Genomic DNA, 25,999 nt, shown 5'->3' on the forward strand with positions numbered 1-25,999 from the left:
GAAGCGGCGAAGTGGGGCGGAGGGAGCACAGGTGGCGAAACGACCGCAGTTGACGGGACGGGCCGCGATCCTCGCGGTGGTGGTGTGCGCGATCGCCATGAGCCTGGCCTACCCTGTGCGCGAATACGTCGCCCAGCGCCGCGCCATCGCCGAGCTGGAGGCCGAGAAGGCCAAGGAGCAGCAGGAGCAGCGCCTGCTCGCCGACCGCCAGCGGCAGCTCCAGGACCCCAACTACATCAAGCGCGAGGCCAGGCGCAGGCTCCACTACTGCGGCGCGGGCGAGAAGTGCTACATGGTCGCCGACAGCAAGCCGAAGCAGACCCAGGCGGGCGGGCGGCAGCAGGCCGCGACCACGCCGCCCTGGTACCAGACGCTGTGGGAGTCGGTCGAGGCGGCCGACACCGGCAAGGGCGTCAAGGCGGCCACGGCCGAGGAGAAGAAGGCCGAGGAGAAGAAGGACGATGGAAAGCCATGACATCGAGGCCGTCGAGCGTCAGCTCGGCCGCCCGCCGCGGGGCCTGCGCAGGGTCGCGCACCGCTGCCCCTGCGGCAATCCCGACGTGGTCGAGACGGCGCCGCGGCTGCCCGACGGCACCCCGTTCCCCACGCTCTACTATCTGACCTGCCCCAAGGCCGCCTCCGCGATCGGCACCCTCGAAGGCTCGGGACTGATGAAGGAGATGCAGGCCAGGCTGGCCGATGACGCCGAGCTGGCCGCCGCCTACCAGGCCGCGCACGACGACTATCTCGCCAGGCGCGACAAGGCCGCCGCCGAGGAGGGCATGGAGCCGCTGCCGCGTGACATGCAGAGCACGGGCGGCATGCCGTACCGGGTGAAGTGCCTGCACGCGCTGGTCGCCCACGAGCTGGCGGTGCAGGGGGGCAACCCGTTCGGCGCGGAGGCGCTGGAGCGGCTGCCCGAGTGGTGGGTCGACGGCCCCTGCGTGCAGGTCTCCGAGGCCGGCGAGCCGGGGACGCACACCACCATCACCTGGGAGGACGACCAGTGACCGTGAAGCGTGTGGCGGCCGTCGACTGCGGCACCAACTCCGTCCGCCTGCTGATCGCCGACCTGTCGTGCGGCGAGCTCACCGAGGTCGAGCGGCGCATGGAGATCGTTCGGCTGGGCCAGGGCGTCGACCAGACCGGGCGGCTCGCGCCCGAGGCGCTGGAGCGGACCTTCACCGCGATGCGCGACTACCGCAAACTGATCGACCAGTACGGCGCGAGCGCCACCAGGGTCGTGGCGACGAGCGCGACGCGTGACGCGGACAACCGTCAGGCGTTCGTCGACGGGGTCAGGGAGATCTTCGGGGTGGAGCCCGAGGTGGTCTCGGGCGCCGAGGAGGCGGAGCTGTCGTTCACCGGGGCGACGAAGGGGCTGCTGCACCTGTCGCAGGAGACGGGGGTGCCGGACGGTCCGCTGCCGCCGTACCTGGTGGTCGACATCGGCGGGGGCTCCACGGAGTTCGTCGTCGGCTCCGGCCACGTGCTCGGCGCGCTGTCCGTCGACATCGGGTGTGTCCGGCTGACCGAGCGGCACCTGCGGGGCGCGGGCGACCCGCCCTCGGCCGAGGCGCTGGAGCGCGTGGTCGCCGACATCGAGGCGGCGCTCGACAGGGTCGAGGCGGAGGTTCCGGTACGGCAGGCGCGCACGCTCGTCGGTCTGGCGGGTTCCGTCACGACGATCGCGGGGATCGCCCTCGACCTGCCCGCCTACGATTCGAAGCGGATTCATCACGCGATTCTCCACGCGGAAGAGGTTCATGAGGTGACGCGCCGACTTCTCGCCATGACGCATGGTGAGCGGGCCGCGCTTCCCGTGATGCACCCTGGACGCGTTGACGTGATTGGGGCGGGGGCCCTGATTCTGGACCGCATCGTGCGGCGTTTCGCGTTTTCGCAGGTCGTCGTCAGCGAACACGACATTTTGGACGGAATCGCCTGGTCTGTCTCCTGAAATTTCCGGGATTTCGGACATTCTCGCCCTTTGGGGCGTGTTGAGAGTGCATTCTGTTCTGTGATTAGGTAAAGGAGCTTTACGGGGGCTTTGCCATATGGTTCGGCACGGGGTGTGCCGGCGTGGCGACCGTTCCCGAGCGCACCTTTTCCCTCACGGAATGGAGCACTCTCACATGAAGTCCTCAGGACTGGCTCGCAGAGTGGCCGCCTTCGGCGCCACGACTGCGGTCCTGGCCGCCTTGGTCACGGGGCTGGCCGCCGCCCCGGCACAGGCGGCGACCACGGCCAAGGCGGGCACGCTCTCCGCCGCTGCCAAGGCGAAGCCGCTCGCGGTTTCGGTCTCGACGCCGAAGGCGTCTATCCGTAACTACGAGGGCGCCTGCCCGGTGAACGTCAAGTTCTCCGCGAAGATCAAGGTCAAGCTCAAGGGCAAGACCACGGTCGCTTGGCGTTGGCTGCACGGCGATGGGTCCAAGGGCAAGGTCCAGACCAAGAAGGTCGCGGGCAACGGGGTCAAGACGATCAACGTTTCCCAGGCCGTCAAGTTCAAGGACGACGTCAAGGGCTGGGAGGCCATCGAGGTCCTTGGTCCGAAGCACGTGAAGTCGAAGAAGGTCCACTTCTCGGTTTCGTGTCAGGACGACAACAAGGGCGACGATGGCCTGCACGAGGCCGACTACGACAAGGTGTCCGCCCGTGCGTGGGCGTCCCCGAGCACGTACGTCGGTCCGTGTACCCCCGGCGACAAGATCGACTTCACCGGTGTGATCAAGGTGGACCGCCCGCGCTGGGTGCACTACCGCTGGATCCTCAACGGTGACGTCGTCGACGGCGGCAAGGTCAAGGTCTGGGACGCGCGGAAGGTCGGCTTCGGCTTCTCCCCGCGTGACAGCCACCGTGGCTGGGCGGTCCTCGAGACCCTCGGCCGTGGCTCGACCGAGTCCAACCGCGCGCACTACAAGGTGTGGTGCAAGGATGACGGTGGCCACAACGAGACCAAGGTCTCGGTGTCCACTCCCACCACCGGCACCAACCACAACACCTGCGCGGTCGGCGCCAACGCCACCATTCACGCGACCGGCCGTGGCCGCGTCGAGTACGTCTGGTCGGTGAACGGCAAGGCCGTGGCCAGCGGCGACACCTTCTTCGGTGGCGCCGGCAGCAAGACGGTCGAGCTGTCGGAGCAGGCGCTGAGCGGTGACGCCGTCAAGGGCGGCACTGTGACGCTGTCCATCTCGGGCCCGAACAACCGCGACTCGGCTTCCCAGTCGTACGCGGCTTGCCAGAAGCCCGAGCCGGGTGCGACCTCGGTGAAGGTCAGCGTCTCGGCCGTGCACGACCAGAGCACCTGCAAGGACGGCAAGGGCTCGACGATCAACGCCACCGCGACCGTGACGGTCAACGGTGCGGCGAAGAACGTCGTCGTCAACCTGTGGAGCGAGGTGGGCGGCTTCGGCAAGAACGTCACCCTCGACTTCGACAAGGCGGGCAGCCAGACCGTGTCCTTCAGCCTCCCGGCTGCGGGCACCAACGGCATCCACGCCAAGGCGAGCCTCGCGGGTGTCGGGTCTGACAGCAGCGTGGCCACGTACGGCGACCACTGCCCTGCGCCGGCCGCTGCCGAGCAGAGCGAGAAGGCCAGCGCCTGATCGGCTGAACTGAGACCGGGCGGTGCCTTCACCGGCGCCGCCCGGTTTTCTGTTGCAACTACTACGCATTGCGCAGTAGTGTGCATCGCGTGGATAGCAGCCAGCTCCTCAAGGGCGTGCTCGACCTCGCCGTCTTGGCGGTCCTCGACGAACGCGACAGCTACGGCTACGACGTCGTCAGGCGGCTGAGAGAAGCAGGGCTGGAGGACGTGGGTGACGCGTCCGTCTACGGCACGCTGCGCCGCCTGTTCAAGTCGGGCGCGCTGACCTCGTACGTGGTGGCCTCCGCGGAGGGGCCGCATCGCAAGTACTACGGCCTCAACGACGTCGGCAGGGCCCAGCTCGCCGCCTCGGTCACGACCTGGACCTCCTTCGCCGCCACCATGGCCGACCTGCTCAAGGAGAGGCACCCCTGATGACACCTGAACAGTACGCGCAGGCCGTACGAGAGGCTCTCGCCGGCCACCCCAACAGTGACGAGCTCCTGGAGGACCTCGACGACCACCTGGCGGAGGTCGCCTCGGAGTCGGAGGTGCCGCTCGAGGCGCGCCTGGGGCCGCCCGAGGCGTACGCGGCCGAGCTGGCCGCCGCCTACGGGGGCAGGACGGGCGAGCGGCGCAGGAGGTTCAACCTGAGGGCGACGGGAGCCTCTCTGGCTGGACATCCGGCCCTGGCCCGGCTGTCGGGCCTGTTCCCCGAGCTGCGACCAGGGTGGTGGGTGCTGCGCGGCTATGTCCTGGCCATGCTGCTGATCTCAGTGGTGGGCAGGCCGCAGCTGGTGCCCAACTCGGTGGGCGAGTTCGCCCTGGTCGCCTTCGCCATCTGGGTGTCGTACGCGCTCGGCAGGGCGCGCAGGCGCCACTGGGTGACGATCGCCTCGGCGCTCGCCTCCGGTCTGGCCGTCATCGCGCTGCTCGTCGGCTACATCACCGCGGAGCGGCAGCGGATGGACGGCGACAGGTCGCCGATCGCCTACCAGGAGTCCCCGGTGATGATGGACACCGTGTCCTCCCTCGGCGACGTGGTCAACATCAGGCCGTACTCCAAGGACGGCATCCCGCTGAGCGACATCTACCTCTACGACCAGGACGGCAGGCCGGTCACCACGAGCTTCGAGGAGTCCGGCTTCCGCGTGGACCGCTCGTGCGGCGAGCCCGTCCTCAACCGCTACCCGCTGCCGCTCGTCGAGGACGAAGGGGTCCCGGACGAGACCGGCATCCCCGCCGAGCCCACCAAGGCTCCGCAGGCATGCCCGGCGCCGTCGGACCCGCCCGCCCACGCGACCGTCGCGCCGAGCCCCGCACCCACGAAGAAGTCCAGGTGATCGGGCACTATCGGTGCCATGAGCTTCGTACCTCCCGGCACCGGCTGGCCTGACGATCCCGCGACTCCCGACACTCCTGAGGCGCACTCGCCCGAGGGGGTGCGGGAGCTCGCGGCTGCCAGCCGTACCCTGGCCGAACTGACGGCGCGCGAGTCGGTCTGCAGGGCCTGCCCCCGCCTGGTGGCATGGCGGGAGGAGGTCGCGGACGTCAAGCGCAGGGCGTTCGCCGACGAGACCTACTGGGGCCGCCCGGTCGCCGGATGGGGCGCGGACGAGCCGCGCGTGCTGATCGTGGGCCTCGCGCCCGCCGCGCACGGCGGCAACAGGACCGGGCGCATCTTCACGGGGGACCGCAGCGGCGACTGGCTGTTCGCCTCGCTGTACCGTACGGGCCTGGCCGTACAGGAGACCAGCGTGCGTGCGGACGACGGGCAGCGGCTCATCGGCACGCGCATGATGGCGTCCGTGCGCTGCGCGCCGCCGGCCAACAAGCCGCTGCCGGAGGAGAAGGCCACCTGCTTCCCGTGGCTGCAGCGCGAGCTCGCGCTGGTCGCCGACAGCGTGCGCGTGGTGGTGGCGCTCGGGGGCTTCGCGTGGCAGGCCGTCTGGCCCGCGCTCAAGCAGACGGGGTACGGCATGCCGCGCGCCAGACCGGCGTTCGGCCACGGCGTCGAGGTCCCCCTCTCGTACGGCGGAGCCGACGTCACGCTGCTCGGCTGCTATCACCCCAGCCAGCAGAACACCTTCACCGGCAAGGTCACCGCCGCCATGCTCGACGACGTCTTCACCAGGGCAGCCGAGCTAGCCGGAAAGATGCCTCAAACCTAGACATTGCCGTACAGAAGTGTGGGGAGGCTCACTACGGAATGCGATGGCCCCGTTCGGGGTTGCGGAGATATGCTTGTGAAAGATTTCACAAGCGAGGATGGGACCTCAGGTGAACAAGCACATCGTGATCGTCGGCGGCGGATACGTCGGCATGTACACCGCCCTGCGGCTGCAGCGCAAGCTCAGCAAGGAGCTGCGCGACGGCAGCGTGCACATCACCATCATCGACCCCAACTCCTACATGACCTACCAGCCCTTCCTGCCGGAGGCCGCCGCGGGCAACCTGTCGCCGCGGCACGTCGTGGCCCCGCTGCGTCGCGTGCTGCCGAAGGTCGAGATCCTCAACGGCATGATCACCAAGGTCGACCACGCCGACAAGATGGTCACCTTCGCGCCGAGCGAGGGCACGCCGCGCGACATCTCCTACGACGTCCTGGTGATGGCCGCGGGTTCGATCTCGCGGACCCTCCCGATTCCCGGGCTGACCGACATCGGCATCGGCTTCAAGACCGTCGGCGAGGCCATCGCCCTGCGTAACAGGGTCCTGCACCAGCTCGACGTGGCCGAGTCGACCGAGGACCCCGAGGTCCGCAGGCGGGCGCTCACCTTCGTGGTCGTCGGCGCCGGCTTCGCGGGCGTCGAGGCGCTGGCCGAGCTCGAGGACATGGCCAAGGACTCCACCCGCTACTACCGCAACATCACCCCGGCCGACGTGCGCTGGGTGCTCGTCGAGGCGACCAACAGGGTGCTGCCCGAGGTCGGCCCCGAGATGGGCAAGTGGACGCTGGAGCAGCTGCGCGAGCGCGGCATCGACGTCAAGCTCGAGACGCGCCTGGAGTCGGCGACCGGCGGCCACGTGGTGCTGTCGGACGGCACCGAGTTCGACGCCGAGACCCTCGTCTGGACCGCGGGCGTCAAGCCCAGCCCGGTCGTGACCGAGGGCGACCTGCCGATCGACGAGCGCGGCCGGATCAAGACCACCACCAAGCTGACCATCGCCGGCACGAAGGACGCCTTCGCCGCCGGTGACGCCGCGGGCGTGCCCGACGTCACCAACCCCGGTCAGTACTGCGCGCCCAACGCCCAGCACGCCGTACGGCAGGCGAAGGTGCTGGCCGACAACATCGTCCGCTCGCTGCGCGGACAGGAGCTGGTCGAATACCGCCACAAGTACGTCGGATCGGTCGCCGGGCTGGGGCTCCACCAGGGCGTGGCGAACGTCTACGGCGTCAAGCTTCGCGGATTGGCTGCGTGGTTCATGCACCGCACCTACCATCTGTCGCGGGTGCCGACGCTGAACCGCAAGGTGCGCGTCGTCGCGGACTGGACCCTGGCGCTGTTCTTCAAGCGGGAGACCGTGTCTCTCGGCGAGATGGAGCACCCGCGCGACGGGTTCAGGGCGGCGGTCGCGAGCAACCGCCGTCGCTGACGCTTCGGAACCCTCCTTCCCGCACGATGAGAAGGGGGAGATCCGGAGTGGGGCTCTCTGCGGTGACCGTACTCGGCGTCGACCGGCCAGGCGTGATAGCCGAGGTAACCGGATCGCTCGCCGACTGCGGCGTCAACATCCAGGACTCGACCATGACGCTGCTCGGCGGGCACGTCGCGATGATGCTCCTCGTCTCGGGCGAGCTGACGGCTGAGCAGCTGCATGAGAAGGTGTGCGTCCCCGACGTGGTGATCAGCGCGACCGCCGTCGACGCGCGCCGCCACTTCAGCTCCCCCGGCACCGGGCTCGGCTACGTGCTCACCCTGCACGGCCCCGACAAACCGGGGATCATCTCGGCTGTCGCAGCCGTGCTGGCCTCGGTCGGCGGCAACATCACCGGGATGAGCACCAGGCTGAGCGGGCGCCTCTACGTGCTCATCGCCGACGTCGACCTGCCCGCCTCGGTCGATGTGGCCGATCTCATGCGCAGGCTGGCGGCCGTCGGCGCGGGTCTCGGCTCGGAGATCACTTTCCGTCCCGTCGAACCGGACGTGCTATGAACGGGGTTGCGCGCGAGGTCCTTCGCGCTCCTCATCCGGTGCTGTCCAAGGCCGCCGAGGTCGTCGACCCCACCGACCCCTTCGTCGTCTCGGCCGCCGCCGATCTGCTGACGACCCTGCGCGAGATCGGCAAGCCTTCCGGGCTGTCCGCGCCGCAGATCGGGCTGGGCTGGCGGCTGATCGCCGTGAACGCGGGCCTGCATCCCCGCAGCAGGTCGAGCGCGGGCGCGTTGACGCTGGTCAACCCGCGTCTAGCCGAGGCCTCCGACTGGCGCGCCGGCCGGGAGGGCTGCTCGTCGGTGCCGGGCCTGCTCGGCGAGGTGCCCAGGGCGACCAAAATCACGGTGTACGGCGAGCTGCCCAGAACAGGCGAATCCCTCACGATCGAGGCGGATGCCTTCGAGGCCCGGTGCATCCAGCACCAACTGGATCATCTGGACGGAGTGCTCTTCCTGGACAGAGTGTCCGGAGCGCGGGCACTTCACCACAGATCTCACTCTTGTTACGCCTGATACAAAGTTGTGCTCCTCGTGAGCATGGTCCGTTTCGTATGATTGCGGCGCCCCCGTGGCCCAATGGCAGAGGCAAACCCCTTAAAAGGGTTGACGTGCGGGTTCGAATCCCGCCGGGGGCACCGCTCAATTTATATCCTTTTTATGGCCCTGACCTGGCGTTTCTCCTTGACGTCCGGACCTGCTGTCAGGGGGCCTGTACGCTGCGTGTTCGTGGGGCCGCGTCCCCTGTGGGGTCGGCCGAGAGGGCGTTTCCCGCTGAAGGCCGTCGCCTCTTTATGCGGGCGCCCCTTTTCCGGTCAGTTTAAAGTTGGACGAAACCCCACACCATGACACCTCGCTTGGTCAAGGTGACGGGAGTGGAAACGCGAAGTGAAGCGTTCTCCGCTTCCATAATTGGGACAAATCGGGCAATTAGGTAATTTCGGACAGCTTCCTGATCGGGGAGCGTGATCAGCGGGGCGTCCCACCGCTCGACCTCGACCCGATCGAACACCGCCGACACCAGCTCGGGCGCCTCCTCGGCGTCGAACGGCGAACGTCCGGGCCGCCACACCCCGGCCAGCTCGGGCGAGTCCGACCTCGCCGGAGTGACCGCGACGAAGATCCCGCCAGGGGCGAGGACCCGGCGGGCTTCCCGGAGCGCGGCCGGCGGATCGGACAGGTGGTAAAGCATGTTCACCGCGGCCGCCGCCCCGAACGAGCCGTCGGCGAAGGGGAGTGCGGTGGCGTCGGCCATGAGGCGGGGCGCGGGGTGGTGGCGCAGCATCGTGAACGCGGCGTCCACGCCGACGACCTGGGGCAGCTCGGCCCGCAGCGCCCCGTCGGCGCAGCCGATGTCCAGCACCCTGGGCACGTGCCTCAGGCGGTCGGCCAGGTGGGCATACAGCGACGGGCCGGTCAGGTGGTCGGCGGTGACGCGCGCGCCCAGCCGGAACCTGTCCGGGTCACTGTCGTAGTCACGCGGGATGCTCATCGAGCCACTTCCCCAGGTAGGCCCTGGCGCTCTCCTCGAACTCGGGGAACGCCCTGGCCTTGGTCAGCATCCAGGCGATCGCCTGCAGCTCGCGAGCCTCGGAGAAGGCGGGGTCGGGGCGCCTGCCGTACAGACGGACGGCCTCGGCGCCGTCGAGCCTGCTGGTCCGCGCCAGGCAGGCCAGATCCCAGTCGACTGGACCCGAGCAGGTCTCCTCGAAGTCCGTCCACAGCAGGCCCTCGGCGGTTGCCAGCAGGTTGCCTGGATGGGCGTCGCCGTGCAGGGCCTGGGCCGGCCGGCCCCGCAGCCGGTCGCCGACGTCGGCGAAGGCGGCCCTGAACCGGTCGGGCACGTCCACGGTCTCGATCAGGTGCGCGGTCTCCTCCAGCGCCGGACCGAGGTACGGCAGCTCGCCCGGGTAGTCGCGCAACGCCTCGTGCAGCTCGGCCAGCGCGGCGGCCACCTCGCCCGGCTGGAAGACCCTGGCCGGGTCGTGCTCCACGAACTGCCAGAACGAGACATCCAGGCCCGCGTGACTGAACGGACCAGGGGGCATGAGGTCGGTGGGCGGTACCACGGCCGCGCCCCGCTCGGCGAGGAAGGAGGCGACCGACAGCTCGCGCGCCAGCGCCTCACCGGGCCGTGGCCTGCCCAGCGAGGTGACCGTGGCGACCCTGGCCACGACCGGGTACGGGCGCAGGTGGATCCGGAGGTTGTAGGAGTCGTGCAGGACCACCGGGTCCTTCACCGCCAGCCCGTGCAGGGCGGCGAGCTCGATGACAACCTCGGGAACCGACATGGCACCTCGTTCGTTGGGATCGCTGCGGAAGTCTCGAATGTACATAGATCCCGGCGTGACTTGGCCCATGTGACAGCCGGTCCCATACCCTGATCACATTGGTCGCAGCGTGGAGGCAGCGATGGAGAGTAAGAACCCAGTATTCAGCCGGTCGCCATACACCCACCCACAGCAAGGGTGGACCCCGAGCCCCGAGCAGCTGCAGGGGATGTACGACAACCCGGCCTACGCACCACCCACCGCGCCGGCCACCAGGACGATGACCATCGACGACGTCGTGGTCCGCGGCTTCATGACGCTCGGCACGCTCGTCGTCGCCGGCGCCGCCTCGTGGTACTTCGAGGTGGGCATGGGCGTCGCGGTCGTCTCGGCCCTCATCGGTGTGGTCCTCGGCCTGATCGCGTCGTTCAAGCAGAGCACCAACCCGGCGCTCATCCTCGGCTACGCCCTGTTCTACGGCGTCTTCGTGGGTGCGCTGAGCCGCATGTACGAGTCGTTCTTCAACGGCATCGTGCTCCAGGCGGTGATCGGCACAGCGCTCGCCTTCGCGGCGGTGCTGACCGTCTACTCCCTGCGGATCGTCAGGGTCACGCCGAAGTTCACCAAGTTCGTGGTGGCCGCCGCGATCGGCGCGCTGGCGCTGATCCTGGTCAACCTCGTCGCGGGCTTCTTCGTCGACGGCGGCCTCGGCCTGCGCACCGACAGCCCGCTCGGCTGGATCTTCAGCGCCGCGATGATCCTGCTCGGCACCTTCTTCCTGCTGCTCGACTTCGACGAGATCGAGCGCGGGGTCCAGTCGGGCGCTCCGGAGAAGTTCGCGTGGCAGTGCGCCTTCGGACTCACCCTGAGCCTGGTCTGGATCTACCTGGAGGTGCTCAGGTTCATCAGCTACTTCTCGGGCGATGACTGATCGCAGACCCAAAAGACCCCGCTGGTCCACCAGCGGGGTCTTTTCTTTGCGCCACGAGTGATCTACCGGGAGTGACAAAACGCTGGCCGCTCAGGGGTTGCCATTCGGGATGAGGTGTTGCAGTGTCAATCAAAGGACCTTAATCCGTGGAGGTGCCCATGTCCTTGAACCACTCACCGGAGATGCAAACGAAGCTGATCGCCAGGGTCCCTGCCATAACGGGACGCGAACTCCCAGAGTGGTTCCAAGCCATAGACAACGGCCCGTCCTTCCTCAGATGCGATGAGCGGGCCCACTGGCTCGCCGAGGAGCACGGGATCACTCACGGCTACGCCGCGGCGATCGTCCTCGAGCACGAGCGGCACCGCCGTAACAGGATGGGGTTCATCTAAACCCCTCAAGGCCCGTCGCGCCCGTGCCGTGGATTCGGCTCGGGCGCGCATCATTGAGTGATGGATCTCGACAAGGCTCGCGCCTACCTGGCGCGCAACCACCACGCCGTCCTGCTCACCCACCACGCCGACGGGCGGCCCCAGATGTCGCCCGTGCTGGTCGGCATCGACGCGGACGGCTACGCGGTCGTCAGCACCCGTGAGGGCGCGGCCAAGACGCGTAACGCGCGCAAGGACCCCAGGGTCGCCGTCTGCGCGTTCACCGACGCCTTCTTCGGCGAGTGGATCCAGATCGAGGGCACGGCCGAGATCATCTCCCTGCCCGAGGCCATGGAACACCTGATCGCCTACTACCGAGGGGTTTCCGGCGAGCACCGCGACTGGGACGACTACCGCGCGGCCATGGAACGGGAGCGGCGCGTGGTGCTGAGGATCGCACTCAACCGGGCCGGGCCGGACCGTCACGCCTGAGGATCTCGCCACGGGCAGGTTGTGACCGGCATCGGCACCGAATCCTGTTGGCGCGGGCTCGGGGTCGAGCCCGCGCCGAGCCCGCCTCACAACCGCTTGATGATGGGCGGGCACGGGGGCGATCAGACGTCCTCGCACCGCTCGTCCGCGCTCGGGATGATTTCGAGGCGCCCTCACCGCTGGTCCGCGCTCGCGATCACGTCGAGGATGAACTCGCCCACCAGGCGCGGCAGCCGGCGTGGATCGGTCAGGGACGTGTCGATGCCAACGGGCGCCGACACCCCGAGACGGCGGGCCAGCGCCAGACGGATCAGCGGGTGCCAACGCGCCCCGAAGGTGTCCAGCGCGTACTCGGCCGCCGCCTCCTTCGAGATCACCTGACCCGTCACGATCGTGTGGTGCAGCCGGGGAGGGGCGAGCACATACGACATTGCAACGCGGTGAGCCGGCAGCAGCGGCTTACGCGGAGGCTTCGCCGACAGCGCCTTGCCGGCATACGCGGCCCAGTGCCCGTGCAACTGCCGCAGATTCCACTCGCGTAGTCTGCCGGGCTCCGGATCGAGGCCCAGGTCGTCCGGCGCCGGTCCTCGTACCGTGATCCCTCGTTCCAGCAGCACTTTCCATCCGACCGGATTCACCTCGAACCCGCGCCCGGATCTGAAGGACCACCCGCTGTGCTCAGCCAGCGGCCGGATGTGGGTGACCGGCTTGTCCAGATCACTCGCCGCGACGAAGACTCCGTTCAGCGTGCCCGGAATGCCCGACTGTACCCGAATGAGGGCCTGCCAGGCCGCCGGCACGTTCCCGACCTTGTGCAGGAGCGCCAACCGGCGCATATCCCGATGGCCGAGGCCGCCATCCACCACGGCGACGAAGTCGATGTCGCTGCTTCCTGCCCGCCAGGCGTCCAGTGCGGTCGAACCGACGAGGTAGAACCCACAGATTCGCCCCGGCACCAGCCGGTCAGCCGCGGACAGGTAACGGGAAACCGCACGTGCCACATCCCCTGGAAGCATGGGGCGAAAGCCTCCCACAACCGATGCAATGCCGGACCGAGTACGGGAGAAAGGGCCATTGGCCCGTCTCGCCCCGGGCGGGGTACCGGTGGGTTAGTACGACGTGCTGGGCTGAGGTGAGGGGTGACCGGTGCGATGGTTTCCGCGCCAGGCTTGACTGCCGGGATTCTTGTGGCGGGTCCTGCCCATCTGTGGCCGGCGAAAAACCGGGTGCGGACTGCCGGTGCGGTGGTGTGTGATCGGGAGTATGGCGATTGCGTTGGGTGAGCCGGGAGTCGACGGGCTGAGCGAGGTTGTGAGCGTACTGCGGGAGTGGCAGTACGACGAGACGCCGATGCAACTGCATCCCGGGGATGTGGGCTGGTTCTGGCGGTTCGGTGCGAAGGCGACGGCCGCGGCGGTCCGGACGTGGAGCCGGGACGGAGAGGTTCTCGCCGTCGGGCTGCTGGACGGTCCCGGGCTGTTGCGGCTGGCGTTCGCGCCAGACGCTCAGCGGGACGAGGAACTGGCGCGACAGTTGGTTGAGGACGTGACCCAGCCGAAGCGCGGCGTACTGCCCGAGGGAAAAGTGAACGTCGAGGCGCCGATGGGCGCACTGGTCCAAGATCTGCTGTTCGAGGTCGGCTGGGATGCCGACGAGCCGTGGACGCCGCTGCGCCGCGACCTCACAGAGCCGGTGCAGGACCCGGGCGTGCGGATCGAGGTGGTCGGGCCGGAGCAGGCGCATGTGTGGGCCGCCGTAGTGCGGGCATCGTTCGACGGGTCGACGTTCACGGACGAGCGCTGGCACGCGATGGCGGCCGGATTGCCGTACGCCGACGCCCGGTGTCTGGTCGCGTACGACGACCAGGGGAACGCGGTGGCGGCAGTGATGGTGTGGTCGGCCGGTCCGGGTAAGCCCGGGGTGCTCGAGCCGATGGGCGTGCACCGGGAACATCACCGTCGCGGCTATGGCAAGGCGGTCACCGTCGCCGCGGCGGCCGCACTCCAGGAGCTGGGCTCGTCGAGCGCGATCGTCTGTGCCCAGAACTCCAATGTCGGCGCCGTCGCCACCTACAAGTCAGCTGGCTTCCAGCCACTCCCCGAGAGGCGAGACCGATACCGGGACGCCTAGCTAGCCAGAAGGTATGCACCGCGCCGGGTGAATCGTCTGGAGGGAGTTCAGAGGGCGTCGCCGTGGAGGACCTTGATGACCTGATCGCGGGCCTGTTGCAGGCCGACGCTCAGAGCCTCTGTTCCATCCTCATGGAGGAGGCCCAGCAGGAGATGCTCGGTGCCCACGTACCGGTGCCCGAGCCCGGCCGCCTCACGCCGGGCCAGCTCCGTGAGGCGGCTGAGACCTGCGCTGATGGCTCGGGTGCGCGTGCCGCTGAGGTCGACGCCGAGGCTGTTGAGCGTAATAACGGCCACGCCCTCGTCCAGGCGGGCCAGGCCCACCAGGAGGTGATCGCCGGTAACACGGTCATGGCCCTGAGCCCGTGCTTCCTGCTCGGCCAGGTCCAGTGCCCGCCGAGCACGAGCCGTCAGGAGGTGCTCCAGGGGTTGATGAAGGGCCGTCTTCCTGCGCTTCCTCAGCATGACGCCTCCGTCCGGGCGAGCAACTGACAACAGTATGGTGGCGCCGCGTTGATCGTGGCAGGAGTGGGAGGTGCTCGCCGCAGCAGAAGCGACCCGTTGATCCTGATGGACGAGACGGCCTCGTGGGTCGCCCAACGGGGAGCTCCGCAGGCGCGACACTCCTGAACGGTTCTCGTAGACGTCACCACCGGTTCACGCGCCGACACCCGGCCGGATCCCGCAGGCGGATGGACGGTCTGTCAGCACGGCCCCATCCGACTGTGGGACAAGGTCGAGGAGGCCATCCTGACGTGGGAGGGAGCCGGTAGGCCGCATCTGTCGGTGTTCGGGCTTACCCGTGACCAGGAACGAGCAGCGGGTATGGCTTGGCGATCGCGGAGGGCCGAGCTACCTGTTGCCCGCATGGTCGCGAGCGTGGGGGCCTTGTGCTGCGTTCGGCCAAGACCCGGCCCGGTCCCAGGACCGTGATGCCGTCCAGGCGGCCAGGGCCGGGGTCGAAGGGGCTGGGAAGCCCCTGGGAAGAACAGTCCGGAACTCGAACGCGCGGAGCGCGCCGCTGTGCGGGGCCATGCCCTTCAGCGGCGCGTGCCGTACCGGATGGGTCAGGACAGGCGCTCGAGTACCAGCGCCATGCCCTGGCCGCCGCCCACGCACATGGTCTCCAGGCCGAACGTCTTGTCATGGTGCTGGAGGCTGTTGATCAGCGTGGAGGTGATGCGGGCGCCCGTCATGCCGAACGGGTGGCCGATCGCGATCGCGCCGCCGTTGACGTTCAGCCGGTCGAGGTCGATGCCGAGGTCCTGGTAGGAGGGGATCACCTGGGCGGCGAACGCCTCGTTGATCTCGACCAGGTCGATGTCGGAGATCGACATCCCGGCGCGGGCGAGCGCCTGCTTGGACGCCTCGACCGGGCCGAGGCCCATGATCTCGGGGGACAGGCCGGTGACACCGGTGGAGACGATGCGGGCCAGCGGGGTGATGCCCAGCTCCGCGGCCTTGGTGTCGCTCATGACGATCACTGCGGCGGCGCCGTCGTTCAGGGGGCAGCAGTTGCCCGCCGTGACCGTGCCGTCGGGGCGGAAGACCGGCTTGAGCTGCGAGACGGCCTCGTAGGTGGTGCCGGCGCGCGGGCCGTCGTCCTTGCTGACGACCGTGCCGTCGGGGAGGGTGACGGGCGTGATGTCCTTCTGCCAGAAGCCGTCGGCCAGCGCCTTCTCCGCGAGGTTCTGCGAGCGGACGCCGAACTCGTCCTGCTCGGTCCGGGAGATGCCCTTGAGCTGGGCGAGGTTCTCGGCGGTCTGGCCCATCGCGATGTAGATGTCGGGCACGGTGCCGTCCTCGCGCGGGTCACGCCAGGTCTGGCCGCCCTGCGCGAAGGTGACGGTCCTGGCGCGGGCGCCGTCGAAGACGGGGTTCTCGAAGCGCGGCTTGGGCAGCGAGCTGTCCTCGGGCCAGGCGGCGGCGTCGGAGTTGCCCTTCACGAAGCGGGAGACGGTCTCCACGCCCGCCGACACGAAGACGTCGCCCTCACCGGCCTTGATGGCGTGGAAGGCCATCCGGGTGGTCTGCAGCGACGACGAGCAGTAGCGGGTGATCGTGGTGCCGGGGACGGTGTCCAGGCCCATCATCACCGACACCACGCGGGCCAGGTTGAAGCCCTGCTCGCCGCCCGGCAGGCCGCAGCCGAGCATGATGTCGTCGATCGTCTTCGGGTCGAGCTGCGGCACCTTGGCGAGCGCGGCCTGGATCATCTGGACGGTCAGGTCGTCGGGACGGATGTCCTTCAACGACCCCTTGAAGGCTCGGCCGATCGGCGAGCGCGCGGTGGCGACGATGACTGCCTCGGGCATGGGGCTCTCCTGGGTTCGTGTCAGCACTCCAACCGCGAGGTTACCCCCCAGTAGCCCGGATACAACGACCTGGGGCCCGGAAAACAGAATGTTATTTCGGGAAAGGGAAGGCCGGGCGCGCACCCGGCCCGGGGCCGGGCGACTCAGCTACCCGGCTCGGGGGCCGGGCGGCCGACGAGAAGGCCGGGTGACCGGCGGGGCCGCCCGGCCCGCGGCTCAGCCGTACATGCCGGGCGCGCTGGCGGCGCCGTCCTTGATGCCGTGCATGCCGCCCTTCTCGTCGCGCCACAGCCGCCAGCCGTCGTGGCTGCCGGTGAACCAGAACGGCGGTGCGCTCTGCCCCGCCACCCGCTTGCCGGTCGACAGGTCGAACTCGCAGACCGAGGCGATCGAGTAGAAGCCCGGCGCCTGCCCCTTCAGCGGCAGCGGCTTGGGGTCGGTGACGCAGAAGGACCAGCCGTGCTGCTCCTTCACCGGCACCGGCTTGCCGCTGGCCAGGTCGAAGGCGGTGCCGCCGCTGTTGTGCTTGAGGAAGCCGAGCCGTTCCATCTGCCCGGGGAAGGCCAGCCACCAGCCCGAGCCCGGCACCTGCGCGGCGGTGATCTGCCCCATGACGCGACCGGTCTCGGAGTCGAGCCTGGCGAACCCGCCGTACTGACCCTGGTGGTCGACGGGGCGCACCACCGGCGCCAGGCCGGGGCTGCCGCTGGGGTAGACGCGCACGACCGAGGGGCGCATCCAGTTGATGGTGCCGTCAGCGATCTTGAGCGAGAACAGCCCGAACGTCGAGACCTTCTTCGTGCGGGGCTGGGTGTACGGCGCGACGTAGCCGACGAGGTTGTCGCCCGTCGCGCCGAACGCCCAGCCGCCCGACAGGTCGATGCCCTTGCCGAGCGCCTGCTCGATCGGCTGCTGCCACCTGAGCTTGCCGGTCTTGAGCTCGTAGGACTCGATCATCGGGTTGGCCGCCAGGCGAAGCAGCAGCACTCTGTTGGCGTCGGACCACTCGACCTCGGCGATGCCGGGCAGCTTCCACATCAGCTTGCCCGAGGCGGGGTCGAGCACGACCACCCTGGCCGACGACAGCGCGGTGTGCTCGGACATGCACACGTAGGGGCCGCAGCGCTGCGGGCCGAACGTCGAGTGGACCGGCCTGGTCCACTTCTGCTTGCCGGTGCGGGCGTCGCGGGCCACCAGGTTGGCGTTCCATTTGCCCTGCTTGCCGGGGTCGAGCGAGACGATCACGCGGTCGACGATCGCGGGCGGCGGCACGCCCATGCCGGGCAGCCTGCCCGTCATCGTGGCGGGCTGGGCCCACAGCTTGCGGCCGCTGGCCAGGTCGAGCGCGACCGTCTCGAGTGTGCCGTCGGGCCTCATGGAGGTGGTGGTGGCCACGCCCGCGGCGGTGACCATGCGGCTGACCACGTTGACGTCGGAGTTGTGCCAGGTCGGGATCTGCGCCGTGGAGGCGTCGCTGCCGGAGCAGGCCGCCAGTGCCACGGTTCCGGCCAAGGCGAGGGCCGGTTTCGCGAGGAGCCGGAGCACGGTCATTCCACTCCAAAATGGGGGCGAGGATTGACGGCTCAGCCGGGGAGGGTGTCTTCGGGTCGCCGGCGGAAGAGCGTCACCCACCTCCCGTGGGTGCCCGTCGCCCGGCCTGCGACCCTGGTCGCGGTGACCGAGGTGCCTGACTCCTCCGCGGCCGTCGCCGCCGCAAGGTAGATCGGTTGCAGTCCTTCACCACGCCCGGGCCGTGGCTCAGGCCACAACCCCAACGCAGCGCATACAGAAGGTAGCACCGCGTAAGCGGCCTGTGCGTAGCCTCGGTCAGATGGATGGAAACGATCGGGTCCGAACATTTCTGTCGGGTTTGTAGCGAATTCCGGCCCCAGGATGTCGGCGAACGCCACCGTCCTTCCGCCCGCCTCCACCACCGCCACCGTCTGCGCGGCGGCCAGCTGGCGGCTCCACCGCCGCGTCACCCACCGCAGCGGCTGCCCGATGGGCCGCACCGTGCCCAGGTCCGGGCAGGTGCCCACCACGACCTCCGCGCCCGCCTCCCGCAGCCGCCGCACCGCCTTGCCCAGATGTCGTACGGCTGTCGCGGGCGCCGTCTGCGTGGTCACGTCGTTGGCGCCGACGAAGATGACCGCCACGTCGGGCCGGACCCGTAGCGCCCGGTCGACCTGGTCGCCCAGCTCGGCCGACGGGGCGCCCGACTGGCCCACGACGGTCAGCGAGACGGGCCGCTCGGCGACGGCCGCCAGGCCGTGGGCCAGCCGTACGCCGGGGGTCTGCTTGGGATCGCTCATGCCCAGCCCGACGGAGGTCGAGTCGCCGAGCATCGCCAGCCGTATGGGCGTGCCGGGGAAGTCGCCGTAGACGCCGTCGGAGGCGGGGCCCTCCAATCCGTGAGGCTGGCCGATCACCTTCCTGGCGACCAGGCTCTCGGCGAACAGCAGGCCGTACGCCGTCGCGCCCAGCGCGGTCAGCCCGCCGCCGCCGAGCGCCGCCGCCGCCGCGATCCTGCGCGCGGTGCGCGCCACCCCGGGAGTCCAGATCACCTCAGCGGCCCCTCTCGACCTGTCGCGACGGTAGCGTTGTCCTTGAGAAACGCGCTGGTATGCCCCGGCGTGATCCTCATCGGTCTGAAACCTAACCGAGGCTCCACCACCCCCAGGGAGCCGCGGCCATCCACAAGCTGATCAAGCTTCGGCAAAGAAGGTGAACACCTCAGTGCGCGTTTACGATTCCCTGATCGAGCTCATGGGGAACACTCCGCTCGTCAGGCTGCACAAGGTCTCCGCCGGCCTGCCCGCACAGGTGCTCGCCAAGGTCGAGTACTTCAACCCTGGCGGCTCGGTGAAGGACCGCATCGCGGTACGGATGATCGAGGCGGCCGAGGCGTCGGGCGCGCTGCGGCCCGGCGGCACGATCGTCGAGCCCACCTCCGGCAACACCGGCGTCGGCCTGGCCATCGTGGCCCAGACCAAGGGCTACAAGTGCGTCTTCGTCGTGCCCGACAAGGTCGCCCAGGACAAGATCTCCGTGCTGCGCGCCTACGGGGCCGAGGTCGTGGTGTGCCCGACCGCCGTCGCGCCCGACCACCCCGAGTCCTACTACTCGGTGTCGGACCGGCTGGCGCGGGAGATCCCGAACGCGTGGAAGCCCGACCAGTACTCCAACGTCCAGAACCCGGAGTCGCACTACCACTCCACGGGTCCTGAGCTGTGGGAGCAGACCGAGGGCAGGATCACGCACTTCGTGGCGGGCGTCGGCACCGGCGGCACGATCAGCGGCACAGGACGCTACCTCAAGGAGATCTCCGACGGCCGGGTGAAGATCATCGGAGCTGACCCCGAGGGCTCGGTCTACTCCGGCGGCACGGGCCGGCCGTACCTCGTCGAGGGGGTCGGCGAGGACATCTGGCCCGCGACCTACGACACGACGATCTGCGACTCGATCATCGCGGTGTCCGACAAGGACTCCTTCAACATGACGCGGCGCCTGGCCCGCGAGGAGGGGCTGCTCGTGGGCGGCTCCTGCGGCATGGCCGTGGTCGCGGCGCTCCAGGTGGCGGCCGAGGCGGGGCCCGACGACGTGGTGGTCGTGCTGCTGCCCGACGGCGGGCGCGGCTACCTGTCCAAGATCTTCAATGACGACTGGATGGCCGACTACGGGTTCCTGACCACGGCGTCCGACGACGGGCTCGTGCGTGACGTGCTGTCGCGCAAGGGCGGGGCGATGCCGGAGTTCGTGCACGCCCACCCGCACGAGTCGGTCGGCACCGCGATCTCGATCATGCGCGAATACTCGGTGTCGCAGCTTCCCGTCATGAAGGAGGAGCCGCCGGTGATGGCGGCCGAGGTGGTCGGCTCGATCGTGGAGCGCGACCTGCTGGAGGCGCTGTACCGGGGCAAGGTCGACTCCGACGACCCCATCGCCGACCACATGTCGCAGCCGCTGCCGATGATCGGCGCGGGCGAGCCGGTGTCGCGGGCGGTCGAGGCGCTGGAGAAGGCCGACGCGGCGGTGGTGCTGGAGGACGGCAAGCCCGCCGGCCTCCTCACCCGCCAGGACCTGCTGGCGTTCCTGGCCAACCACTGACGACGCCAACCACCGACGGCGCCAACCACCGACGGCGCCAACCACCGACGGCGCCAACCACCGACGGCGCCAACCACCGACGGCGCCAACCACCGACGGCGCCAACCACTGACGACGAACGGGTCCTCGGGTGAAAGCCCGAGGACCCGTTCAGGCTGTCATCGCTTGCTGATGGACTCGATGACCGCCCCGAGGCTCTCCGCGCCGTGTCCCTCGGCGTCCGCGCGGGCGAACAGGTCCTTCAGCGCGACCGGCACCGTCAGGTCCAGCCCCGCGTCCTCGAACGTGTGTACCACGTGCTGCATCCCGACCGCCTGCATGTGCAGGCTGTTCGGCTCGCCCGGGTACACGCGGGCCTCGAACTCCGCGGCCAGGTGCTTCAGGAATCCCATCGGCCCGTCACCGGCCAGCCCGCCGTACGTCTCCTGGGCGTACGGCAGCATGGCCGACACCGGCAGCCCCGCGCTCTCCGCCAGCGCGCTGGCGTACATGAACGACGTCAGCCCCGACCAGAACATGAACAGCTGCGCCTGGTAGAACAGCATCGCCAGTCCGGGGTCGGCCCCGATGTAGGTCACGTCGGTGAGCGCCTTCAACGCCTCCTCGTGCCGGGACAGCACGTCGGACGACCCGCTGTAGAAGGTGTAGGCGCCGGGCTGGCCGATCCCCGGCGGCGGGACCATGATGCCGCCCGTGATGAGCACGCCGCCCTTGCCCGCCACCCAGTCGGCGGCCTCGCGCAGCTTCGACGGGGTGTCGGAGCTGAGGTTGACCAGCACCTTCCCGGTCAGGTCGACGCCGGCGAGGCTGTCGTACATCGCCTGGTAGTCGATCTGGCTGATCACCATCAGCTCGCCGGCCTCCGCGGGGGAGGCCGCCTCGTGGGCGCCGAGCGCCACGAGCGCGCCCGCCTTGCCCGCGGTCCTGTTCCACACCGTCACCTGATGGCCCGCCTTCAGGAACGTCTCGGCCATCGCCGAGCCCATCGCGCCGAGCCCGATCACTGTCACATGCGTTGTCATGGCCTCAGCCTCGGCCACCGCCCTTATGGATTCCTTCTGGTTAGCTACGGGTCATGCGTTTCGGAGTGCTGGGGCCGCTGGCCGTGTGGGCGGACGACGGGAGCGCCGTGCGCGTGCCCGAGGCCAAAGTCCGGGCGCTGCTGGCCGACCTGCTGGTGCACGAGGGCCGTCCGGTGCCCGTGGACACGCTGATCGACGACCTGTGGGGCGAGCGTCCTTCCGGCAATCCGGTCGGGACCCTGCAGGCGCGGGTTTCGCAGCTGCGCCGCGCGCTCGGCGGCCCCGGGACAGTGGTGCGCGAGCCCGCGGGATACCGCCTGGCGGGGGCGCGCGTCGATGCCGACGAGTTCGCGGCGCTGGTGGCGCGGGCCAGGCGCGGCACGCTGGAGGCGCGCGCGGGCCTGCTGGCCGACGCCCTGTCGATGTGGCGGGGTCCCGCCTACGCCGACCACGCCGACGCGCCGTTCGCGGCCGCGGCGGCCGCGCGGCTGGAGGAGGCGCGCCTGACGGCGCTCGAAGACCAGGCTGAGGTACGGCTGGCCCTCGGCGAGCCGGTGGAGCTCGGCGCGCTGGTCGAACGCCATCCGCTGCGGGAACGGCTGCGCGGCCTGCACCTGCGCGCCCTCTACCGGGCAGGGCGGCAGGGTGCGGCGCTGGACAGTTACGCGCAGGTGCGGACGCTGCTGGCCGACGAGCTGGGCGTGGACCCGAGCAAGGAGCTCGCCGCGCTGTACGAGGCGATCCTGCGCCAGGACCCCTCGCTCGAAGGGCCCGGCATGGGGCCCGGAATGGGCCCGACACGAGAGCAGGCGGGCAGGCTCCCCCTGCCCATGACCGAGCTGATCGGAAGGGCCGACGCGGTCGCCGAGGTGGGCGCGCTCCTCGACGCGGGCCGCCTGGTGACGCTTACGGGGCCGGGCGGCGTGGGCAAGACGCGGCTCGCGCTGGAGACGGCCGGACGGCTGGAGGACGCGCGGCTGGTCGAGCTGGCCGCGACGACCGACCCGGTCCAGGCGGTGATCGAGGCGCTGGGCATCCGCGACGACGGCACCCCTGCGAGCCCGGTCGAACGCCTGGTCACCGCGCTGCGCGACCGGCGGCTGCTGCTCGTCATGGACAACTGCGAGCACGTCGTCGACAGCGCCGCCGACCTGGTAGCCACGATGCTGGCAGCCGCGGGAGGGCTGCGGGTGCTGGCCACGAGCAGGGAGCCGCTGGCCGTCCAGGGGGAGCGGGTGTGGCCGGTGCCGCCGCTGGAGACCGAGCACGGGGTACGGCTGTTCGCCGCGCGGGCGGGCGCGGCCGATCGCGGCTTCGTGCTGGACGACGGCGACGCCCAGACGGTGGCGACCATCGTCGAGCGGCTCGACGGGCTGCCGCTGGCGTTGGAGCTGGCGGCGACGAAAGTGCGGGCGCTGGGCGTGCGGGAGCTGGCCGTACGGCTCGACGACAGGTTCAGGGTGCTCGGCGCGGGGCGCAGGGGCGGGCCCGGCAGGCAGCAGACGTTGCGCGCGGTCATCGACTGGAGCTGGGAGCTGCTGTCGGAGTCCGAGCGTGTGGTGCTGCGGCGGCTGGCCGTCCACGCGGACGGGTGCCTGCTGGAGGCGGCCGAGCGGGTGTGCGCCGAGCCGGGCGTCGACGTCGTCGACACGCTCACCCAGCTCGTCGACCGGTCGCTGGTGAGCCCGGGGCCGCGATACCGGCTGCTGGAGACGGTCAGGGCCTACGGGCTCGAACGGCTGGCGGAGGCGGGCGAGGCTGACGCGGTCAGAGAACGGCACGCGGCCTACTACACCGAGCTGGCCGAGCGGGCCCGGCTGCGCGGGGCCGCGCAGGGGGAGTGGCTGCGCACACTCGACGCCGAGGGTGCCAACCTGCGCCTGGCGATGGAGAGCGAGCATCACGCGCTGCGGCTGGTGACCTCGATGGGCTGGTACTGGTTCCTGCGCGGCAGGCGGGGCGAGGCGAGCAGGGCGATCGCCAGGGCGCTGTCGTACGGCGGCGGCCTGGCGAGCGAACGGGCGCTGGCGGCGGCGTGGCAGACCGGGATGACGCTGTCGACGGGCGCGAGCGCGCGGGCCGTGCCGTACGAGGAGCTGGACGGGGCGGGGGCGGCCTTCGCCGACTGGTTCCTCAGCTACGTGCGGTGGGCCTACGGCGACCACCCCGCGCACGAGGTCAGGGTGGAGCGGGCGTTGGCCGCCTTCGAGGAGCTGGGCGACCGCTGGGGCGTCGCGGCGGCGCTGGACGTGCGGGCCAAGCTCGCGCTCGTCCGCGGCGACCTGGCCGCGATGGCCGCCGACGGCGAGCGCAGCCTGGCGATCTTCCGGGAGGTCGGCGACGGCTGGGGCCAGAGCGAGGCGATGGAGACGCTCGGCCTGCTCGCGGAGATCCGCGGTGACTACGAGGAGTCGGCCAGGTGGCGGGAGCAGGGGTTGCGGCTGGCGGAGGAGCTGGGGCTCGAATCGGCCTTCCGGCTGTCGGTGCTGGGCAGGACCGCGCTGCTGAGGGGCGACTACGCGCTGGCCGACGACTACCACGAGCGGGCCAGGAGGTTGGCGGCCGAGCAGTCGTACAAGTCGGCAGAGGAACACGCGGTGCTCGGCCTCGGGCTGGGCGCGCGGCGGCAGGGACGACTGGAGGAGGCCGACCGGCTGCTGCGTCCCTGGCTCGACTGGCTGCGGCAGGTCGACGGGCAGCCGGGGATCGCGCTCATCCTGGCCGAGCTGGGCTTCGTCGCCGAGCAGCGCGGCGATGCGGCCGCGGCGCTGGCGCTGCACCGCGAGGGCTACGCCAGCGCGCGGACCAGCGGCGACCCGAGAGCCGTGGCACTGGCGCTGGAGGGGCTGGCCGGCGCGCTGCCCGCCCGCGACTCGGCCAGATTCCTCGGTACGGCGGCCGCCATCAGGGAATCGGTCGGCGCCCCTCTGCCACCCGCCGAACGCGGCGACGTCGAGCGGATCGCCGCCAGGGCGCTGGCCGAGCTGGGCGAGCCCGCCTACGCCGAGGCCCACGCCTCAGGGCAGCGGGAACTCGGCACGCACCTCCCACGCGCCCTCCTCGGTGGGGCCCGCCATCAGCCTGCCGCCCAGCGCCTCGACCCGCTCGGCCATGCCGACCAGCCCGAACCCGCCGCCGAGCCGTGACAGGCGCGGGTCGGTGGCCGAGCCGTAGTTGCGCACCCCCAGCACCACGATCCGGTCGTAGCGCCGCAGGCCGACCTCCACCCAGCCGGTGCCGGGCGCGTGGCGGCGGACGTTGGTGAGCGACTCCTGCAGCACCCTGTGCAGCGTCGTCATGACCTCGGGCGGCAGCGTGGAGTCGTCGATGCCCTGCCCGACCTCGAAGGCCACGTTCGGCCCGTTGGCGGAGAAGCGCTCGGTCAGCAGGCGCAGGTCGGCGAGCGAGGTGCCGGGGGTGCGGGCCGCCTCGTCCTCGGCGCGCAGCACCCCGACCAGGCGGCGCATCGAGGTGAGCGCGTCGGCTCCGGCGTTGGCGATGGCGTCGAGGGCGGGCACGACGGCCTCCGGCTTCATCTCGGCCACCGTGCGGGCGGCCTGGGCCTGGACCACGATGCCGGTGATGTGGTGGGCCACCAGGTCGTGCAGCTCCCTGGCCAGCTCCAGGCGTTCGGCCCGCCGTACCGAATGGATGGCCTCGGTGCGGCGCTCCTGCATGAAGCGCAGGTAGCCGCCGACGCCCGCCGCGATCGCCCAGCCGATGAACAGCAGGAAGGAGAAGGCCAGGCCGCCGTTCATATAGTCACGCATGCCGCCCTCGGCCATGAGGACGCCCATCGCGACCAGCGAGAGCACCGCCGCCTTCGGAACGGGCTCGACGTGCCGCAGGATCCCGATGACGAGGATGAGCAGGGAACCGCTCTCGGCCATGCCCGGCAGGCCAGGCACGCCGCTCAGCTGGATCACCAGGGAGGTCGCCAGCGAGCACGACAACAGCACGACGAAGCCCTCGACCCGGTAGCGTCTGCGCAGCACCACCGCGGCGATCCCGGCCGCGCCGCACACCGGCACCAGGTACTGCGGGCCGCCCACGTTGATCGGGACCACCAGGTCCACCAGCAGCAGCAGGCCCAGCCAGCCGATCATGGCTATCTCGCTGAGCCGCCTGACCCAGTAGACGAATCGTTTGTTGTCCCCCACGGCACCTGAGCCTAGGCCGGAAGTCGGACAACCCATATCAACCATTCGGCCGAGGGCCCCACCTGCGGACCAATCCTTCAGCGGAGGCGGGAACACCCGCCGCACGCCGATGCTTGAAGCGTCGAAGGAGATGAGGGGAAATGGTCGTGATCGGATTCGTGATGTTGGCCGTCGGGCTCGTCGTGGTGCTGCTGCTCGCGCTGGCCGACCCGGTCCTGCTGTCCCGGATCAACGGCGAGCCCGCCGAAGGCGCCAGCGGCCGCCACCTCGGCGCCGACGTCGTACGGCTGCCGCGACGCGCCGAGCAGCGGAGCGAAGCGCAGGCGGCGTGACACACAAGAAGACACCCGAGAACTCGTCACGGGTGGGCGGTTGGGGGACAGGCCGCCCGTGACGGCGTGAGGCCCGTGATCGGTTGGGGGACGGATCACGGGCCTCACGGTTTAGCGTGGGG

The 25,999-nt window shown here is 70.1% G+C and carries 25 protein-coding genes, 1 tRNA gene and 1 pseudogene; 18 read left to right on the forward strand and 9 right to left on the reverse strand.

What is annotated here, in order from left to right; all coding sequences use genetic code 11:
* Positions 1 to 31: 31 nt before the first annotated feature.
* The 11 genes from ACFXJ8_RS05685 (at position 32) to ACFXJ8_RS05735 (ending at position 8,386) form a co-directional block, all read left to right on the forward strand.
* Positions 32 to 475: a septum formation initiator family protein gene (locus tag ACFXJ8_RS05685; RefSeq protein WP_379642638.1), complete on the forward strand. Its 444-nt coding sequence runs from the start codon at positions 32 to 34 to the stop codon at positions 473 to 475.
* On the forward strand, positions 462 to 1,010 hold the full coding sequence (locus ACFXJ8_RS05690; protein ID WP_379642639.1) for a DUF501 domain-containing protein: 549 nt from the start codon (positions 462 to 464) through the stop codon (positions 1,008 to 1,010). The genes ACFXJ8_RS05685 and ACFXJ8_RS05690 overlap by 14 nt, the downstream gene beginning before the upstream one ends.
* A 2-nt stretch (positions 1,011 to 1,012) precedes the next feature.
* Positions 1,013 to 1,960 (forward strand): exopolyphosphatase, encoded by a 948-nt coding sequence (locus tag ACFXJ8_RS05695; RefSeq protein WP_379642927.1) that lies wholly within the window; start codon positions 1,013 to 1,015, stop codon positions 1,958 to 1,960.
* A 175-nt stretch (positions 1,961 to 2,135) separates the two neighbouring features.
* Positions 2,136 to 3,611 carry a hypothetical protein gene (locus ACFXJ8_RS05700; RefSeq protein ID WP_379642640.1) on the forward strand — a complete coding sequence of 492 codons (1,476 nt, stop codon included), beginning with the start codon at positions 2,136 to 2,138 and terminating at the stop codon, positions 3,609 to 3,611.
* A gap of 89 nt (positions 3,612 to 3,700) precedes the next feature.
* Entirely contained in the window at positions 3,701 to 4,027 is a 327-nt protein-coding gene (locus ACFXJ8_RS05705; protein ID WP_379642641.1) for a PadR family transcriptional regulator, read from the forward strand.
* Positions 4,027 to 4,935 (forward strand): hypothetical protein, encoded by a 909-nt coding sequence (locus tag ACFXJ8_RS05710; RefSeq protein ID WP_379642642.1) that lies wholly within the window; start codon positions 4,027 to 4,029, stop codon positions 4,933 to 4,935. The genes ACFXJ8_RS05705 and ACFXJ8_RS05710 overlap by 1 nt, the downstream gene beginning before the upstream one ends.
* Positions 4,936 to 4,953: 18 nt before the next feature.
* On the forward strand, positions 4,954 to 5,763 hold the full coding sequence (locus ACFXJ8_RS05715; RefSeq protein ID WP_379642643.1) for a uracil-DNA glycosylase: 810 nt from the start codon (positions 4,954 to 4,956) through the stop codon (positions 5,761 to 5,763).
* Positions 5,764 to 5,914: 151 nt separating this feature from the next.
* A complete protein-coding gene (locus ACFXJ8_RS05720) occupies positions 5,915 to 7,192 on the forward strand; it encodes an NAD(P)/FAD-dependent oxidoreductase (RefSeq protein ID WP_379642928.1) in 1,278 nt (425 codons plus the stop codon).
* A gap of 47 nt (positions 7,193 to 7,239) precedes the next feature.
* Positions 7,240 to 7,752 carry a glycine cleavage system protein R gene (locus tag ACFXJ8_RS05725; protein WP_379642644.1) on the forward strand — a complete coding sequence of 171 codons (513 nt, stop codon included), beginning with the start codon at positions 7,240 to 7,242 and terminating at the stop codon, positions 7,750 to 7,752.
* Complete coding sequence (locus tag ACFXJ8_RS05730; protein ID WP_379642645.1) at positions 7,749 to 8,264, forward strand: peptide deformylase; 516 nt, start codon at positions 7,749 to 7,751, stop codon at positions 8,262 to 8,264. The genes ACFXJ8_RS05725 and ACFXJ8_RS05730 overlap by 4 nt, the downstream gene beginning before the upstream one ends.
* A gap of 49 nt (positions 8,265 to 8,313) precedes the next feature.
* A tRNA-Leu gene (locus tag ACFXJ8_RS05735) sits at positions 8,314 to 8,386 on the forward strand.
* A gap of 182 nt (positions 8,387 to 8,568) precedes the next feature.
* Here ACFXJ8_RS05735 and ACFXJ8_RS05740 read toward each other — a convergent pair.
* Both ACFXJ8_RS05740 and ACFXJ8_RS05745 read right to left on the reverse strand, forming a co-directional pair.
* Complete coding sequence (locus ACFXJ8_RS05740) at positions 8,569 to 9,240, reverse strand: class I SAM-dependent methyltransferase (RefSeq protein WP_379642646.1); 672 nt, start codon at positions 9,238 to 9,240, stop codon at positions 8,569 to 8,571.
* Positions 9,224 to 10,039, reverse strand: a complete 816-nt coding sequence (locus ACFXJ8_RS05745; RefSeq protein ID WP_379642647.1) for a phosphotransferase family protein — start codon at positions 10,037 to 10,039, stop codon at positions 9,224 to 9,226. Before ACFXJ8_RS05745 ends, ACFXJ8_RS05740 begins: the two co-directional genes overlap by 17 nt.
* Before the next feature lie 121 nt (positions 10,040 to 10,160).
* Between ACFXJ8_RS05745 and ACFXJ8_RS05750 the strand changes: the two genes are divergently transcribed.
* From ACFXJ8_RS05750 to ACFXJ8_RS05760, 3 genes are all read left to right on the forward strand, one after another.
* Entirely contained in the window at positions 10,161 to 10,949 is a 789-nt protein-coding gene (locus ACFXJ8_RS05750) for a Bax inhibitor-1/YccA family protein (RefSeq protein ID WP_379642648.1), read from the forward strand.
* Between the two features lie 158 nt (positions 10,950 to 11,107).
* Positions 11,108 to 11,341, forward strand: a complete 234-nt coding sequence (locus ACFXJ8_RS05755) for a DUF4287 domain-containing protein (protein WP_379642649.1) — start codon at positions 11,108 to 11,110, stop codon at positions 11,339 to 11,341.
* 60 nt (positions 11,342 to 11,401) lie between these two features.
* Positions 11,402 to 11,812: a PPOX class F420-dependent oxidoreductase gene (locus tag ACFXJ8_RS05760; RefSeq protein ID WP_379642650.1), complete on the forward strand. Its 411-nt coding sequence runs from the start codon at positions 11,402 to 11,404 to the stop codon at positions 11,810 to 11,812.
* 173 nt (positions 11,813 to 11,985) lie between these two features.
* On the opposite strand, the gene ACFXJ8_RS05765 is transcribed toward ACFXJ8_RS05760, so the two are convergent.
* Positions 11,986 to 12,828, reverse strand: coding sequence for an aminoglycoside adenylyltransferase domain-containing protein (locus tag ACFXJ8_RS05765; RefSeq protein ID WP_379642651.1), 843 nt, complete (start codon positions 12,826 to 12,828; stop codon positions 11,986 to 11,988).
* A 247-nt stretch (positions 12,829 to 13,075) separates the two neighbouring features.
* On the opposite strand from ACFXJ8_RS05765, the gene ACFXJ8_RS05770 reads away from it, so the two are divergent.
* On the forward strand, positions 13,076 to 13,942 hold the full coding sequence (locus ACFXJ8_RS05770) for a GNAT family N-acetyltransferase (protein ID WP_379642652.1): 867 nt from the start codon (positions 13,076 to 13,078) through the stop codon (positions 13,940 to 13,942).
* A 47-nt stretch (positions 13,943 to 13,989) separates the two neighbouring features.
* Here the strand turns inward: ACFXJ8_RS05770 and ACFXJ8_RS05775 are convergent, their stop codons facing one another.
* The 4 genes from ACFXJ8_RS05775 to ACFXJ8_RS05790 all read right to left on the reverse strand — a co-directional run bounded on the left by ACFXJ8_RS05775 (position 13,990) and on the right by ACFXJ8_RS05790 (position 18,820).
* Positions 13,990 to 14,406 carry a Clp protease N-terminal domain-containing protein gene (locus ACFXJ8_RS05775; protein ID WP_379642653.1) on the reverse strand — a complete coding sequence of 139 codons (417 nt, stop codon included), beginning with the start codon at positions 14,404 to 14,406 and terminating at the stop codon, positions 13,990 to 13,992.
* A 602-nt stretch (positions 14,407 to 15,008) separates the two neighbouring features.
* A complete protein-coding gene (locus ACFXJ8_RS05780) occupies positions 15,009 to 16,256 on the reverse strand; it encodes an acetyl-CoA C-acetyltransferase (protein WP_379642654.1) in 1,248 nt (415 codons plus the stop codon).
* A gap of 216 nt (positions 16,257 to 16,472) precedes the next feature.
* Complete coding sequence (locus ACFXJ8_RS05785; protein ID WP_379642655.1) at positions 16,473 to 17,807, reverse strand: PQQ-binding-like beta-propeller repeat protein; 1,335 nt, start codon at positions 17,805 to 17,807, stop codon at positions 16,473 to 16,475.
* Between the two features lie 32 nt (positions 17,808 to 17,839).
* Positions 17,840 to 18,820 (reverse strand): SGNH/GDSL hydrolase family protein, encoded by a 981-nt coding sequence (locus tag ACFXJ8_RS05790; RefSeq protein ID WP_379642656.1) that lies wholly within the window; start codon positions 18,818 to 18,820, stop codon positions 17,840 to 17,842.
* 172 nt (positions 18,821 to 18,992) lie between these two features.
* Here ACFXJ8_RS05790 and ACFXJ8_RS05795 point away from each other — a divergent pair, with 172 nt between their 5' ends.
* Positions 18,993 to 20,363 carry a cystathionine beta-synthase gene (locus ACFXJ8_RS05795; RefSeq protein WP_379642657.1) on the forward strand — a complete coding sequence of 457 codons (1,371 nt, stop codon included), beginning with the start codon at positions 18,993 to 18,995 and terminating at the stop codon, positions 20,361 to 20,363.
* A 158-nt stretch (positions 20,364 to 20,521) separates the two neighbouring features.
* Here the strand turns inward: ACFXJ8_RS05795 and ACFXJ8_RS05800 are convergent, their stop codons facing one another.
* Entirely contained in the window at positions 20,522 to 21,385 is an 864-nt protein-coding gene (locus ACFXJ8_RS05800; RefSeq protein ID WP_379642658.1) for an NAD(P)-dependent oxidoreductase, read from the reverse strand.
* Positions 21,386 to 21,438: 53 nt separating this feature from the next.
* Between ACFXJ8_RS05800 and ACFXJ8_RS05805 the strand changes: the two genes are divergently transcribed.
* Complete coding sequence (locus ACFXJ8_RS05805) at positions 21,439 to 24,531, forward strand: BTAD domain-containing putative transcriptional regulator (protein WP_379642659.1); 3,093 nt, start codon at positions 21,439 to 21,441, stop codon at positions 24,529 to 24,531.
* On the opposite strand, the pseudogene ACFXJ8_RS05810 reads toward ACFXJ8_RS05805, so the two are convergent.
* Positions 24,469 to 25,590: pseudogene (locus tag ACFXJ8_RS05810) on the reverse strand (sensor histidine kinase); the annotation flags it as partial. The gene ACFXJ8_RS05805 and the pseudogene ACFXJ8_RS05810 overlap by 63 nt on opposite strands.
* 95 nt (positions 25,591 to 25,685) lie before the next feature.
* Between ACFXJ8_RS05810 and ACFXJ8_RS05815 the strand changes: the two are divergent.
* Positions 25,686 to 25,877 carry a hypothetical protein gene (locus ACFXJ8_RS05815; protein WP_379642660.1) on the forward strand — a complete coding sequence of 64 codons (192 nt, stop codon included), beginning with the start codon at positions 25,686 to 25,688 and terminating at the stop codon, positions 25,875 to 25,877.
* Positions 25,878 to 25,999: the final 122 nt, after the last annotated feature.

The sequence above is a fragment of the Nonomuraea sp. NPDC059194 genome, assembly GCF_042754765.1.
GTDB lineage: Bacteria > Actinomycetota > Actinomycetes > Streptosporangiales > Streptosporangiaceae > Nonomuraea.